The organism is Pseudomonas sp. UBA6753, from assembly GCF_002453565.1.
GTDB lineage: Bacteria > Pseudomonadota > Gammaproteobacteria > Pseudomonadales > Pseudomonadaceae > Aquipseudomonas > Aquipseudomonas putida_Z.
The window spans coordinates 321,278-335,055 of sequence record NZ_DKHD01000002.1 but is presented as its reverse complement, the minus strand read 5'-3'; the positions used below and the strand labels follow the sequence as shown (position 1 = coordinate 335,055).

Below are 13,778 nucleotides of genomic sequence, written 5' to 3'. Positions count from 1 at the left end.
GGAGCGGCCTTGTGTCGCAAAAGGGGGGCGAAGCACCCCCGGCGATCTCAACCCTTGCGCATCCCGATATGCGGAATGTCATCCTCAAGGTATTCCTCGCCCACCACCGCGAACCCATGCCGGGCATAGAACGCCTGCAAGTGCGCCTGCGCCGACAGATAGACCGGCACCCCCGGCCAGCAATGCTCCGCTGCCTCCAAGCCCTTGAGCAGCAGGGGGTGCCCCAGCTTCAGCTCGCGCGCCGCAGGTGCAGTCACCACCCGCCCGATCACCACATCCCCACCCTGGGATTGCGGGTCGAGCAGGCGTAGATAGGCCACCAGCCTGTCATCCTGCCAGCCCATCAGGTGCAGGGTATCGCCGGTCAGGTCCTGGCCATCGACTTCCTGGTAGGCGCAGCGCTGCTCGACCACGAACACTTCAGTGCGTAATTGCAGAATGGCGTAGAGCTGGTCCTTGCTGAGATCGGTGTGGTGCTTGCAGAGCCAGTCGATGGACATTGGCGCGAACTCCTTGAGTGGGCCGTCGATCATCGCATGATGTATGGGCCACGGCCAAAATAGAGGCTAAATGACACTATTGGCCGCTGCCCTCGGCGACGGCTTTGTGTAATCTCGTCGGCAGTGTGTGCCCTCCATTGCGAAAGGACGTGAGCATGCAGCCACTGCTTTGTGTTCTGGGGTTGCTGGCAATGATGCTTGCAACACCCGCCCCGGGTTACGAAAAGCTACGCCTGGTGGCTGACAATTGGCCGCCGTTCACCGATGCCAGCATGCCGGGCGGTGGCCTGGCGACCAGCATCGTCACCACGGCGCTGGCCCGGGCCGGCTACACCAGTGGGGTCGAAGAGGCACCTTGGGCGCGGGCTCTGCTGGGGGTGAGCGAGGGGCGTTACGACGTGCTGATCAACGCCTGGTACAACGACTCGCGCGCCAGCATCGGGCAGTTTTCCGAAGCCTACCTGGTCAACCGCATTCGCCTGTTGCAACGCAAGGGCGAGGCGTTTCGCTACAAGCGCCAGTCAGACTTATACCCCTACAGCATCGCTGTGGTGCGTGATTACGCCTATTCCCCCGAGTTCGACCGCGACACCCACCTGCACAAGGTGGCGGTGCGCAACTTTCTCTCTGCGGTACGCATGCTGGCGGCGGGGCGGGTGGACCTGGCGGTGGAAGACGAGTACGTGGCCCGTTACAACTTGCAGCGCGAACTGCCGGAGGTACGCGATGGGGTGATGCTGGTGGAGCCGCCGTTGGGGGAGAACACCCTGCATATCCTGGTCAGCCTGAAAAACCCGGAGCATGCGCGGATCGTCGAGCGGTTCGAGCAGGCGATTGCAGCGATGAAGGCGGATGGCAGCTATGCGCGGCTCATGCGGCAGCATGGCTTCTGATCTTTAACCCCTGTTCTGGCTTCTTCGCGGGCATGCCCGCTCCCACAGGTATCTCACAGGACTTGAGGTTTGTGATGTTCCTGTGGGAGCGGGCGTGCCCGCGAAGAGGCCAGAGCAGGTAACAATGCATTCAGGCCGGTGCACCTTCCTTGATCAAATGCGCTGCCAAGGTCCGCAGCGGCCCCAGCTGCCGGCAGATCAACGCCAGCTGCGTCTGCACCAGCCGCTGGTGCTCATCCAGCTCTTCCGGCATCTGCTCCAAGGCATTGGCCAGCGCTTCTTCGGCATCACTGTGAATCGCCACCGGCAGCCGCGCGGCCAGACCGTTGGCAATCTCGTCCAGGCTGCTGGCCAGGCTTTGCCCAGCACCTTCGATCAACTGTTCCTGCACCTCCGCCGGCAAGGCCGTGTCGCGGTGCGCGCCCAGCCCCGAGAGGTAGCTGAGCAAGGTATGCGACAGCACCAGGAAGCGGAAGCCGACGTCGGCCTCCTTCCGGAAATGCCCCGGCTCCATCAGCATGTTGGCCAGGGTGGTGGACAGCGCCGCGTCGGCGTTGTGGGCGTTGCGCCGGGCCAGGCGGTAGGCCAGGTCATCGCGCTTGCCGTGGGCATACTGCTGCATGATCTGCCGCAGGTACACGCTGGCGCAGGCCAGGGTATTGGCCAGCGCCTTGTTCAGCCGCCGCCCCTGCCAGTCGGGGAGGAACAGGAACACCGCGAGGATGGCGATCAGGCTGCCGACCAGGGTATCGAACAGGCGCGGCAGGAACAGGCCATAGCCATCGCCGATCTGGTTGAAGCAGAACAGCACCATCAGGGTGATCGCGGCCGTGGCCAAGGTGTAGCGGGTGGTGCGGTTGACGAAGAACACCACCCCGGCGACCACGGCGAACAACGATTGGATGACCGGGTTGGGGAACAGGTCGAACAATGCCCAGCCCACCGTCAGGCCGACGGCGGTGCCGGCTATCCGCTGCACCAGCTTGCGCCGGGTCGCACCGTAGTTGGGCTGGCACACGAACAGCGTGGTGAGGATGATCCAGTAGCCCTGGGTGGGGTGGATCAGGTGCACCATGCCATAGCCGATCGACAGCGCCAGCGGCAGGCGCAGGGCATGGCGGAACAGCAGCGAAGTCGGCGTCAATTGGGTACGCAGGCGGGTCCACACATCCTTCAGCGAGCGTGGCGAGCGGTCGAGCAGGCTGCTATCGCTTGTGTCGGCCAGGCTGTCCGGGTTGCTGGCGGCGCTGAGCAGGCGGTCGAGCGTCGCCAGGTTGGCCGCCAGCGCCCGCAACGAGCGAAGCAGGCTACGCCAGGCCGGGTTGTTCTGCATGCGCAGGTGTTCCAGCGAGGCGTTGAGGTCTTCGAGGGCTTCGGGATAACCGCTGGCCAGCACGAACGGCTGGCGCAGGCGGATCGAGCGGGCCAGTTCCTGGCAGGACGAGCCCTGCTTGCGCAGCAGGCGTTGGCAGCGGAACATCACGTCGCTGTGGAAAAAAGCCTCGGTCAGGGCGTTGTAGGGATAGTGCGAGGCACTGACCCGTTCATGGATGTCCTGGGCCAGGAAGTACAGCTTGAGGTAGCGGCTGACCTTGGAGTTCGGCTGGCTGTTGCCCACCCGGTGCAGGATGATTTCCTTGGCCGCGTTGAGCGCCGCTACCACCTTGCCGTTCTGCTGGGCCAGCTCCAGGCGCCGGGCTTCGACGTCAAGGGTACGGATGGGTTCGAACAGGCTGGCCTTGAGCTTGAGGTAGCTGCCCAGCTCGAAAAACAGCTTGGCCAGGCTCTGCTGCACCGGCTGGTTGGAAAACAGCGCCTGCCACAGCACCGACAGCAGCCCGTACCAGGCCGCACCTGCCACCAGCAGCAATGGTTCGTGCCAGAAGTCGGTGACCTGGCCGCCGCGCTGGTCCACGCCGATCATGGTGTACACCGCAGTGATAAGGGTCGCTGAAGCGATGGCGCCATAGCGCTCGCCCAGGGCACCGAGCATGGTCAGGCCGAAGGCCGCCAAGGCCAGGGCAATGACGAATGCCCACGGGTAGGGGAACAGCAGTTCGACCGCCAGTGCGGCGATGGCAAAACACACCAGGGTGACGGCCAGGGCGCTGAGGCGACCCTGCCAGCTGTCATCGGTTTCGGCCAGGGCGCTGGCGATGATGCCGAGGAACAGCGGAATCAGCAGGGCCATTTCGTTCTGGTACCAGCACAGGGCCAGGCTGCCGGTGAGGGCGATGGTGACCCGGATGCTGTAGCTGAACTTGTCTTGACCCCACAGGCGACGCAGTGACTGACGGAACGAGCTCGATGACATGATGGCCTGCTAGGCAGTGATCAGAGAAATACCTTTCAGAGACGGTTACCGGGGCCGCTTCGCGCCCCTTCGCGGGCACGCCCGCTCCCACAGGGGATACGCGGAACTCTGTGGGAGCGGGCGTGCCCGCGAAGGGGCGCGAAGCGGCCCAAATTCCGACACTGAGCACGGGCCAGCAAGAAGCGTTCCGTGCTGCTGAATGGATTCTACTCTACACGAACTGCGCCGCGGCGTTGGCGGAGGCCCAGGCCCACTGGAAATTGAAACCGCCCAGGTGGCCGGTCACATCCAGCACTTCACCAATGAAATACAGCCCGGGGCTCTTCAGCGATTCCATGGTCTTGGACGACACCTCGCGGGTATCCACGCCACCCAGGGTCACTTCAGCAGTGCGATAGCCCTCGGTGCCGGCCGGCACCACTTGCCAGTTCGCCAGCTTTTCGGCGATCTGTGCCAGTTCCGCCGGGGTGTACTGCTTCATCGGCCTGGACTCGAACCACTGCTCGGCCAGCAGGTTGGCCAGCTTGCGGGTAAACACCTCGCCCAGCACGGTCTTCAGCTCGGCGTTGGCGCGTTCGGCCTGCATCTGTTGCAGCCAGGTCAGTGCATCACGGTCGGGCAGCAGGTTGATCTCGACCGTGTCACCGGCTTCCCAGAACGACGAGATCTGCAAAATTGCCGGGCCGCTGAGGCCGCGGTGGGTAAACAGCAGGTTCTCGCGGAAGCTGGTGCCGTTGCAGCTGGCGGTGCAATCCAGCGAGGTGCCGGACAACTCGGTGCACAGTGCCTTCAGTTGGGGCTCGGTGATGGTGAACGGCACCAGCCCGGCGCGGGTTGGCAGCAGGGTATGGCCGAACTGGCGGGCCACCTGGTAGCCGAAGCCGGTGGCACCCAGGGTCGGGATCGACAGGCCGCCGGTGGCGATCACCAGCGACTGGCAGGCGAACTGGCCGCCGCTGGTCTGTAGCAGGTAGCCGCCTTCGGTCTTCTCGATCTGCTCGATGCTGGTGTGCATGCGGATCTCGGCGCCGGCCTCATCGCATTCGGCCAGCAGCATGTCGAGGATGTCACTGGCCTTGTTGTCGCAAAACAGCTGGCCGAGCTTCTTCTCGTGGTAGGCCACGCCGTGCTTGCACACCAGCTCGATGAAGTCCCACTGGGTGTAGCGGGCAAGGGCCGACTTGCAGAAGTGCGCATTCTGCGAGAGGAAGTTGCCCGGCTCGGTATACATGTTGGTGAAGTTGCAGCGGCCGCCGCCGGACATGAGGATCTTCTTGCCCGGTTTGTTGGCGTGGTCGAGCACCAGTACCCGGCGGCCACGGCGGGCGCTGAGCTGGGCGCACATCAGGCCGGCGGCGCCGGCGCCGAGGATGATCACGTCGGTGGAGTGCACGGTGTTACCTCATTGTTAGCTGGGGCCGCTGAGCGGCCCATCGCCGGCAAGCCAGCTCCCACAGGTACAGCACAAGCCTGGGGCCTGTGGTAATCCTGTGGGAGCTGGCTTGCCGGCGATGGGCTGCAGAGCAGCCCCAAAAATCATCAGACGATACGGACTCTCAGGGAGCGCCCCTTGATCTTGCCGCTGTTCAGGCGCTGCATGGCCTGCTTGGCCAGCGGTCGCTCCACGGCCACGAACGCCTGGAAATCGAAGATCGCAATCTTGCCCACCTGCTTGCCGGGGATGCCGGCGTCACCGGTCAGCGCCCCGAGGATGTCACCCGGGCGCAGCTTGTCCTTGCGCCCGGCGGCGATGCACAGGGTGCTCATCAGCGGCAGCAGCGGCTCGCCTCCCTTGTGCTTCAGGCTGTCCAGCTGGTCCCAGCGCAGCGGGCTCTTCTGCAGGTCTTCGATGGCCTGGGCGCGGTGGCCTTCGGCCGGTGCCACCAGGCTGACCGCAATACCTTTCTCGCCGGCACGGCCGGTACGGCCCACACGGTGCACATGGATTTCCGCATCACGTGCCAGTTCGACGTTGATGACCATGTCCAGGCCATCGATGTCCAGGCCGCGCGCGGCCACATCGGTAGCCACCAGCACCGAGCTGCTGCGGTTGGCGAACATGGTCAGCACCTGGTCGCGGTCGCGCTGCTCCAGGTCGCCATGCAGGGCCTGGGCAACGATGCCCTTGGCGGTCAGGTGGGCGACCACATCCTCGCACTGCTGCTTGGTGAAGCAGAACGCCACGCAGGACTGCGGGCGGTAGTGGCCGAGCACGCGGGTGACGGCCTCGAGGCGCTGTTGCGGGTCGATCTCGATGAAGCGCTGCTCGATCTGGTTGTCGGCGTGCAGGCTCTCGACCTTGACCTGTTGCGGGTTGCGCATGAAGTCGGCGGCCAGTTGCTTGATGCCGGCCGGGTAGGTGGCCGAGAACAGCAGGGTCTGGCGGCGCGACGGGGTCTTGCCGATGATGCTGGCGATGGCATCGAAGAAGCCCATGTCGAGCATGCGGTCGGCTTCGTCCAATACCAGGGTGTTCAGCCCGTCGAGCACCAGGGTGCCCTTGTCCAGGTGCTGCTGGATGCGCCCTGGGGTGCCGACGATGATGTGTGCGCCGTGCTCCAGCGAAGCGATCTGCGGGCCCAGCGAAACGCCGCCGCACAGGGTCAGGATCTTGATGTTGTCCTCGGCGCGGGCCAGGCGGCGCAGCTCCTTGGCCACCTGGTCGGCGAGCTCGCGGGTAGGGCACAGCACCAGCGCCTGGCAACCGAAGTAGCGCGGGTTGATCGGGTTGAGCAGGCCGATGCCGAAGGCGGCGGTCTTGCCGCTGCCGGTCTTGGCCTGGGCGATCAGGTCCTGCCCCTTGAGGATGACCGGCAGGCTCTGGGCCTGGATTGGTGTCATCGAGGCATAGCCGAGGGCGTCCAGGTTGGCCAGCATGGCAGTGGACAGCGGCAAGGTGGCAAAGGCGGTGGATTCGGTGGTCACGAGGCGGGCCTGCGTTGCGAAGCGAAAAATGCCGCACAGTCTACCAGCCTCGTGGCCATTCGCCCTACGACTCCATGTGTTGTTCCGGACGACGGGCACGCCTTCCGTCCGTCGGCGACAGTTGCAGGAAGATCGCCGCCGCCAGCATGGCCATCACGCCGATGGTGACGAAGGTCAGCTGGAATGCGCCCAAGGTGGTTTCCACGCCGTCGGCGCTGCCGGCTGCGGTAAAGCCGCCGAGCAATGCACCCGCACACGCCACGCCCAGGCTCAGGGCCAGCTGCGCGACCACCGACAGCAGGCTGTTGCCGCTGCTGGCGCTGGCGTCGTCGAGGTCGATCAGGGTTACCGTGTTCATCGCGGTGAACTGCATCGAGTTGACCGCGCCGAGCAGGCCCAGCTGAATCAGCAGCACGGCATAGGGCGTCTGTTCGTCGACCAGACCGAGGCTGGCCAGCAGCAGGCCCAGCAGCAGGGTGTTGCCGGTGAGGATGATGCGGTAGCCAAAGCGTTCGATCAGTGGTCGGGCAATGGACTTGGCCAGCATCGCCGCAGCCGCCAGCGGGATCATGCTCATGCCGGCCTGGGCCGGCGAGTAGCCCAGCGCCACTTGCAGCAGCAACGGCACCAGGAACGGCAGGGCACCGCTGCCCAGGCGGGCGAACAGGTTGCCGAGGATACCGATGGCAAAGGTGCGCACGCGGAACAGGCTGGGCGAGAACAGCGGCTCCGGGTCGCGCCCGGCGCGCAGCCAGTAGGCCGCCAGGCAGGCCATGCCGGCGAACAGCAGCAACATTACCCGCAGGTGCGGCAGGTGCAGTTCGCCCAGGCCTTCCATGGCGATGGTGATCAATACCATCGCTGCGCCAAACAGCAGGAACCCGGGGCCGTCGAACGAGGTGCGCTCGGCGCCGCGCAGGTCGGGGATGAACTTCCACACGGCGTAGCAGCCGATCAGGCCGACCGGCAGGTTGAGCAGGAAGATCCAGTGCCAGCTCAGTATTTCCACCAACCAGCCGCCAACCGTAGGGCCCAGTAGCGGCCCGAGCAGGCCGGGGATGGTGATGAAACTCATGATGCGCACCAGCTCTGTGCGCGGGTAGGCGCGCAGGACCACCAGCCGACCGACCGGCAGCATCAGCGCACCGCCCAGCCCTTGCACGACACGGGCAAAGATCAGGAAACCGAGGCTGTTGGCGGCGGCGCACAGCAGCGAGCCGAAGCTGAACAGCAGGATGGCGCTGAAGAAGATGCGCTTGGTGCCGAAGCGGTCGGCGATCCAGCCTGAGGCGGGGATCAGCAGGGCCACGGTGAGCATGTAGGCAATGATCACGCCCTGCATGCGCAGCGGGTCTTCGGCCAGCGAGCGGGCCATGGCTGGCAGTGCAGTGTTGAGGATGGTGCCGTCCAGGGACTGCATGAAGAAGGCGATGGCCACCACCCAAGGGATCCAGCGGGCGGTGACAGGGTCCAGCGGGGTGCGTTCGGGCATGACTTCCTCGTTTGTCAGTGCCGGCCCTTTCGCGGGCACGCCCGCTCCCACGATGATGTTGCAATACCTGTGGGAGCGGGCGTGCCCGCGAAGAGGCCGGTAATGCCTATCACAGTGTCAGGGTCAGGCCTTTGACCAGTGCACCTGGCAAATGACTCGATCCGGTACTGCGCTGTCCATAGGTACTGGTCGACAGAATCATCTCGCGCTCCAGCGTCAGGTCCTCCAGTTGGCTACCTAGCAAGCTGTACAGGCTGTCATCGAAGCGCATGGTGCTCACCGGGCCCTGGATCTGCCCGTTCTCCACCCAGAAAGTGGCGAAGCGGGTCAGCCCGGTCATGCGTGCCGCCGGCAAGTCGGAATAGTTCAGGTACCACAGGTTGCTGATGTACAGCCCGGTACCGAGCCGCTCCAGGATCTGCTCGCTCGGCAGGTTACCTGCTGCCAGGCCCAGCGCACACGGCGACTCGTAACTATCGGCGCCATTGGCCAGCAGCTCGAACTCGGCCGCACTGCGCGCACTGATCAATCGCTGCCGGGCCTCGCCTTGCTGGATCAACGGCACATCCAGGCGCGGCGAGCCTTCATCGGAAAACGCCGGGCTCAGCGAACCGCTGACCTGCTCGGTAAAGCTCACCAGCGGGCTCAGCCGCGCATCGCCGTTGTACAGGCGCTGCAGGGCGCTGTTGCCAGTGGCCAGGGCCTGTGCGGAAAAGCCGCCCCAGCACAGCATGCCGGCTATTTCGTCCATGGCCGCCGGGGCCAGGTAGGCGCGGTAGCTGCCAGGTTTCAGCGTGACGGCAGGGCGGCCAAGGAAACCCAGCTGCTCCCGCGCCTGGCGCAGGCGTGCAGTGAAGTCGTCGGCGCTCCACACTTGCCCGGCATAATTGGCCTTCACCGCCTCGCCGTTTTCGTGGAACAGGCTCCAGTCGAAGTTGAAACTGTTGGCCTGGTGCCAGCCAAAAGCCCCGAACGAGCTGGCGAAGCCCCGGCAGATGGGGCCGGCGGCGTAGATGCCGACAAGGTCCAGGTCGCCGGCTTCGCGCTCGAGCAAGGTCAGCACATCGCTCAGTTCGGGCAGCGGCTGCTCCTGCTGGCTTTGGCTGTGCCAGGCGATTTCGTCCAGGCGCAGGTACGGATCGACTGCCAGCAGTGGCAAGGTCTGGCGCAGTTGCTCCAGGGCCGTGACCAGGCGCTGGCTATCCAGTTGCGTGTCACCACTCAAGGTCACCTGTTGCTCTGCCTGGCGGCCATCGCGGATCAGCCGCAGTTGCGCGCCGGCCTGGTTCACGGTGCCGGCCTGGCGCACCTTGGCATGGTTGAAACGCACGAATTGCGACTGTTCGGCGCTGTAGCCGAGGGTGAACTGTTCGCCCGTCTGCAGGGCTTTGCGCACATCCCCGACCAGGGTTTCGAAAGCGTGTTTCATCAGGCGTCTCCTCCGAATACGTCGATCTGGCGGAACACGCAGGCCGGCGAGGCGTGGCCGACCCGCACCACCTGGTTGGGTTCGCCCTTGCCGCAGTTGGGCGTGCCCAGCACCTGGAAGGTACTGCTGTCGCCGACCGCCGCCAGGTTGCGCCAGAACTGCGCGGAGATGCCGCGGTAGTTGGGGTTCTTGACGATGCCCTTGAGCTCGCCGTTTTCGATCAACTGCCCCCACTCACAGCCGAACTGGAACTTGTTGCGCGCATCGTCGATGGACCAGGAACGGTTGGTGCGCATCAGGATGCCGTGCTCGATGCCCTTCACCAGCTGATCCAGGCTCTGGCCGCCCGGCTCGATGTTGAGGTTGGCCATGCGGTCGATCGGCGCACGGTTCCAGCCGCAGGCGCGGCTGTTGGCCACGCCGTCGAGGCCGGAGCGGAACTGCGACAGCGCACCACCCAGCGGGCGCAGCAGCAGGCCATCGCGGATCAGGAACTGCTTGCTGGCCGGGGTGCCGTCATCATCGAAGCTGTAGCTGGCCAGCTCTTCGCCGATGGTCGGGTCGAAGGTCACGTTGAGCAGCGCGGAGCCGTACTGCAGGTGGCCGAAGTCACCGGCCTTGACGAAGCTGGTGCCGGCGTAGTTGCGCTCGTCGCCGAGAATGCGGTCCATCTCCAGCGGGTGGCCGATGGATTCGTGAATCTGCAGCATCATCTGGTCCGGCATCAACAGCAGGTCGCGCGGGCCGCTGGGGGTGTTCGGTGCCAGCAACAGTTGCAGCGCCTCGTCGGCCACCCGGCGGGCAGCCCCGACCAGGCCACAGCGCTCGATGATCTCGAAGCCGCCCTGCTGGCCGAAGTTGTCGCGGCCCAGGCTGCGGCTCTGGCTGTCCTGGCCATCGCTGGCGGTCACGCCCAGGCCCGGGAACAGGAAGCGCTGGGCGTGGCGCAGCTCGGCGCCGGCCGAGTTCAGGTAGGTCTGCTCGACCAGGCTCAGGCCCAGGCTGGCCTGCCAGTCCACCAGGCGGCTGTCCTTGGGCACGCTGGCCGATTCGGCAGCGAGCAGGCCAAGGCAGTCGGCGAGGTTGGGCACGGGTTGGTCGAAGTTGGGCGAAATGTGGTCGTGGCGTGCGCTGGTCACCGGTTGCTCGCGCAGGTCCAGCAGGTTGTATCGGGCGATCTGCCGGGCCAGCGCTTCGGCGTGCTCCAGGGCGCGCTGCAGGCCGGCCTGGGACAGGTCGGCGGTGGCGGCATAGGCTTCCACGCCATTCACCCGCACGGTGAGCATGGCGCCCTCGTCCTGGCTGAAGAAGGGTGGTTCCGCGACGTTGCGGCGAACCGACAGCGCCTGGTGCGACTGTTTCACATGGCGCAGGGAAAACAACTCGGCCGTACTGCGCAGCGCGGCAAAGCGCTGGCGCAGCAGGGCGCTGGTATCGAACATGTGGAAGCCTCCGTGTACACGGTGGCTCCCCCTTAGAACCACTCGTCCCGCATGGTGAGGCAAGTGTCGTCGCGTGCCTCGAGCAATGCCAGCTCATTATGGCAGCCAGGTACTTCCCAGGTCAGGAAATAACGTGCGGCCTGCAGCTTGCCAAGGTAGAAGTCGCGGTCGGCGGGGTTGCCCTTGAGCAGTCCGAGTTCGGCATGAATCGCCTGTTCCAGCCAGCGCCAGCCGATCACGCAGTGGCCGAAGGCCTTGAGGTACAGGGCCGAGTTGGCCAGGGTTCCGGCGACTTTGCCCTGGGCCAGGTCACCCAGCAAGGCCAGGGTCACACCTTGCAGGCGGTTGACCAGTTGCTCCAGCGGCTGGCGCAGCGGGTCGAGGTTCGGATGGTGGCTGGCGCGCTCGCCGGTGGCCGCGATCGACCGGATCAACTGCTTGAGGCCGGCGCCATTGTTCTGCGCCAGCTTGCGGCCCAGCAGGTCGAGCGACTGGATGCCCTCGGTGCCTTCATGGATCGGGTTCAGGCGGTTGTCGCGGTAGTACTGTTCAACCGGGTATTCGCGGGTGTAGCCGTGGCCGCCGAGGATCTGGATCGCCAGTTCATTGGCCTTGAGGCAGAACGTCGACGGCCACGATTTGACGATCGGGGTCAGCAGGTCGAGCAGTTCCTGCGCCTGCTTGCGGGCGCTGTCGTCGCTGGCAGTCTGGGTGTCGTCGAACAGGCGCGCGGCAAACAGGCCCAGGTCGAAGGCGCCCTCCACGTAGGTCTTCTGTGCCAGCAGCATGCGTTTCACATCGCTGTGCTCGATGATCGGCACCGCGGGGCTGTGCGGGTCTTTGTTGTCCGGCAACCGACCCTGCGGGCGCTGGCGGGCGTACTCCAGCGAATACAGGTAGCCGGCGTAGCCGAGCATCACTGCGCCCATGCCGACACCGATGCGTGCCTCGTTCATCATCTGGAACATGCAGGCCAGGCCCTGGTGTGGCTGGCCGACCAGGTAGCCGACGCACTGGCCGTTGTCGCCGAAATTCAGCGCGGTGGAGGTGGTACCGCGCCAGCCCATCTTGTGGAACAACCCGGCCAGCAGCACATCGTTGCGCGGGCCACGGCTGCCATCTTCGTTGACCAGGTACTTGGGCACGATGAACAGCGAGATGCCCTTCACGCCGGGCGGCGCATCCGGCAGTTTGGCCAGCACCATGTGCACGATGTTTTCCGACAGCTCGTGATCACCGCCGGAGATGAAAATCTTGTTGCCCTTGAGCCGGTAGCTGCCGTCACCGGCAGGTTCGGCGCGGGTGCGGATATCGGCCAGCGACGAGCCAGCGTGGGGTTCGGTCAGGGCCATGGTGCCGAAGTAGCGGCCTTCGATCATCGGCTGCAGAAACAGGTGTTTCTGTTCATCGCTGCCGAAGCTCTCGATCAGGTTGGCCGCGCCCATGGTCAGGAACGGGTAGGCCGTGGTGCCGGCGTTGGCCGCCTGAAAGTGGGCGAAGCAGGCCTGCGAGACCAGGCTCGGCAGCTGCATGCCGCCGACTTCGAAGTCGCGGTTGGCGTTGAGGAAGCCGGCTTCGAGAAAGGCGTCGACGGCGGGTTTCACTTCGGGGATCAGTTCGGCGCGGCCATCCACGTAGCGCGGCTCGTTTTCGTCGGCCTTGCGGTTGTGCGGGGCGAAGAACTTTTCGGCGATGGTGCGGGCAGTTGATAGCGCCGCATCGAAGGTTTCGCGGCTGTGCTCGGCGAAGCGCGGGCGTTGGGTCAGGGCCTCGGCGTTGAGGACTTCGTAGAGTTCGAAGGCGAGGTTGCGAGAGCTGAGTAAAGTCTCGTCCATGTCGGCAGTCCTGGGATACGGTAATTCAGCTTGATACTGTATCGGTACTGGCGACAAGGACGATTGATCGAGGTGATGATCAAGATGAGTTACCGCAAATATCGCACTATGTGCCTACCTAGGAACCAAACGTAAAAACATCCTGCTCTGGGTAGTGAATTTGTTTAATTTGATGGAGCTTTCAGGGCTTGGTGTCGATTTTGATCTCAGTGAGTACGTAGGGCGAAACGGTTTCATCGGTGGTGGCGACGATTTGATAAGCGTCGTTGTATGCGGTTGTCACGAGAGCTGTGTGTAATGCCTTCATGACGGTTTTGTCCCTGACGATGCAGGACCGAACATTGCCTGCGGCGTTATAAAGATTGGTGCTAACCTGGTCTTGCTCGGCAAAGAGGCTTATTTTTTCAACATTGAATTCGGCCATGGCGGCATTCCTTCCTGAAATGGTTCAAGGTCTTTTAGATGAATTTTGCTCTGCGCAAAGTATGGCGAGCTTCGTCGAGTCTCGGGTGACTTAGGGGTCAGTTCGAGAAATCACCGATCCTGATTTTTTCCAGCAGTTGTGGATGGCCACTGGTTGTGATCGTGGCGAAAACCTTCAGTGGCTTGCCGGGCTGGAGCACAGACTTTGCGGTGTGAACGGCATCCATTACGTTTGTATCCCGAACCACACAGCTTTGGAGCGGCTCGTCAGGTGAGTGAAGGTTGGTCCAGATTTCACCCGCATATTGTTCTTTGGCAAAGATTGTGATGCCGGTAACTTCTATTTCTTTTTTCATTCTTTTCTCGCTGCAAGTTATTTGAAGTGGTGCGAGGCAAATGATGGCTCTTTGAGCGAAGCGGTAAAACTAGCACTTGTGCTAGGTTGAGAAACCTTGGGTGATAGAGACGAGGACACACTGTGCGCGGTATATTCGTCTGCTAGGAATTTATCCATGGAAATAAAAA

11 protein-coding genes are annotated in these 13,778 nt (G+C 64.0%); 1 reads left to right on the top strand and 10 read right to left on the bottom strand.

What is annotated here, in order from left to right; translation table 11 throughout:
• Positions 1 to 47: 47 nt before the first annotated feature.
• Positions 48 to 500, bottom strand: coding sequence for a GNAT family N-acetyltransferase (locus B2790_RS01735; protein ID WP_286918122.1), 453 nt, complete (start codon positions 498 to 500; stop codon positions 48 to 50).
• A 155-nt stretch (positions 501 to 655) separates the two neighbouring features.
• Here B2790_RS01735 and B2790_RS01730 point away from each other — a divergent pair, with 155 nt between their 5' ends.
• Positions 656 to 1,393, top strand: coding sequence for a substrate-binding periplasmic protein (locus tag B2790_RS01730; protein WP_286918121.1), 738 nt, complete (start codon positions 656 to 658; stop codon positions 1,391 to 1,393).
• 130 nt (positions 1,394 to 1,523) lie between these two features.
• Here the strand turns inward: B2790_RS01730 and yccS are convergent, their stop codons facing one another.
• The 9 genes from yccS to B2790_RS01685 form a co-directional block, all read right to left on the bottom strand.
• Positions 1,524 to 3,707 (bottom strand): YccS family putative transporter, encoded by a 2,184-nt coding sequence (gene yccS / locus B2790_RS01725; protein WP_286918120.1) that lies wholly within the window; start codon positions 3,705 to 3,707, stop codon positions 1,524 to 1,526.
• 211 nt (positions 3,708 to 3,918) lie between these two features.
• Positions 3,919 to 5,100 (bottom strand): NAD(P)/FAD-dependent oxidoreductase, encoded by a 1,182-nt coding sequence (locus tag B2790_RS01720; protein WP_039612469.1) that lies wholly within the window; start codon positions 5,098 to 5,100, stop codon positions 3,919 to 3,921.
• A gap of 146 nt (positions 5,101 to 5,246) precedes the next feature.
• On the bottom strand, positions 5,247 to 6,584 hold the full coding sequence (dbpA, locus tag B2790_RS01715; RefSeq protein ID WP_286918127.1) for an ATP-dependent RNA helicase DbpA: 1,338 nt from the start codon (positions 6,582 to 6,584) through the stop codon (positions 5,247 to 5,249).
• Positions 6,585 to 6,696: 112 nt separating this feature from the next.
• A complete protein-coding gene (gene mdtD, locus B2790_RS01710) occupies positions 6,697 to 8,124 on the bottom strand; it encodes a multidrug transporter subunit MdtD (RefSeq protein WP_137162542.1) in 1,428 nt (475 codons plus the stop codon).
• 109 nt (positions 8,125 to 8,233) lie between these two features.
• Positions 8,234 to 9,553 carry a TldD/PmbA family protein gene (locus tag B2790_RS01705; protein WP_286918119.1) on the bottom strand — a complete coding sequence of 440 codons (1,320 nt, stop codon included), beginning with the start codon at positions 9,551 to 9,553 and terminating at the stop codon, positions 8,234 to 8,236.
• A complete protein-coding gene (locus B2790_RS01700; protein ID WP_286918118.1) occupies positions 9,553 to 10,995 on the bottom strand; it encodes a TldD/PmbA family protein in 1,443 nt (480 codons plus the stop codon). The genes B2790_RS01705 and B2790_RS01700 overlap by 1 nt, the downstream gene beginning before the upstream one ends.
• Positions 10,996 to 11,027: 32 nt before the next feature.
• The gene (locus B2790_RS01695; protein WP_286918117.1) at positions 11,028 to 12,830 is read right to left on the bottom strand and encodes an acyl-CoA dehydrogenase; all 1,803 of its coding nucleotides are present in this window, start codon (positions 12,828 to 12,830) and stop codon (positions 11,028 to 11,030) included.
• 181 nt (positions 12,831 to 13,011) lie between these two features.
• Positions 13,012 to 13,254, bottom strand: a complete 243-nt coding sequence (locus B2790_RS01690) for a hypothetical protein (protein WP_286918116.1) — start codon at positions 13,252 to 13,254, stop codon at positions 13,012 to 13,014.
• A gap of 97 nt (positions 13,255 to 13,351) precedes the next feature.
• Complete coding sequence (locus B2790_RS01685; RefSeq protein WP_286918115.1) at positions 13,352 to 13,609, bottom strand: hypothetical protein; 258 nt, start codon at positions 13,607 to 13,609, stop codon at positions 13,352 to 13,354.
• Between the last annotated feature and the right edge of the window lie 169 nt (positions 13,610 to 13,778).

What these genes read in the sequence shown, in the direction of transcription:
- B2790_RS01730 (WP_286918121.1), top strand. Translation starts at nt 656, where the DNA reads ATGCAGCCACTGCTTTGTGTTCTGGGGTTGCTGGCAATGATGCTTGCA.
- dbpA (WP_286918127.1), bottom strand. Translation starts at nt 6,584, where the DNA reads ATGCTGGCCAACCTGGACGCCCTCGGCTATGCCTCGATGACACCAATC.
- B2790_RS01735 (WP_286918122.1), bottom strand. Translation starts at nt 500, where the DNA reads ATGTCCATCGACTGGCTCTGCAAGCACCACACCGATCTCAGCAAGGAC.
- mdtD (WP_137162542.1), bottom strand. Translation starts at nt 8,124, where the DNA reads ATGCCCGAACGCACCCCGCTGGACCCTGTCACCGCCCGCTGGATCCCT.
- B2790_RS01690 (WP_286918116.1), bottom strand. Translation starts at nt 13,254, where the DNA reads ATGGCCGAATTCAATGTTGAAAAAATAAGCCTCTTTGCCGAGCAAGAC.
- B2790_RS01695 (WP_286918117.1), bottom strand. Translation starts at nt 12,830, where the DNA reads ATGGACGAGACTTTACTCAGCTCTCGCAACCTCGCCTTCGAACTCTAC.
- B2790_RS01700 (WP_286918118.1), bottom strand. Translation starts at nt 10,995, where the DNA reads ATGTTCGATACCAGCGCCCTGCTGCGCCAGCGCTTTGCCGCGCTGCGC.
- B2790_RS01685 (WP_286918115.1), bottom strand. Translation starts at nt 13,609, where the DNA reads ATGAAAAAAGAAATAGAAGTTACCGGCATCACAATCTTTGCCAAAGAA.
- B2790_RS01705 (WP_286918119.1), bottom strand. Translation starts at nt 9,553, where the DNA reads ATGAAACACGCTTTCGAAACCCTGGTCGGGGATGTGCGCAAAGCCCTG.
- yccS (WP_286918120.1), bottom strand. Translation starts at nt 3,707, where the DNA reads ATGTCATCGAGCTCGTTCCGTCAGTCACTGCGTCGCCTGTGGGGTCAA.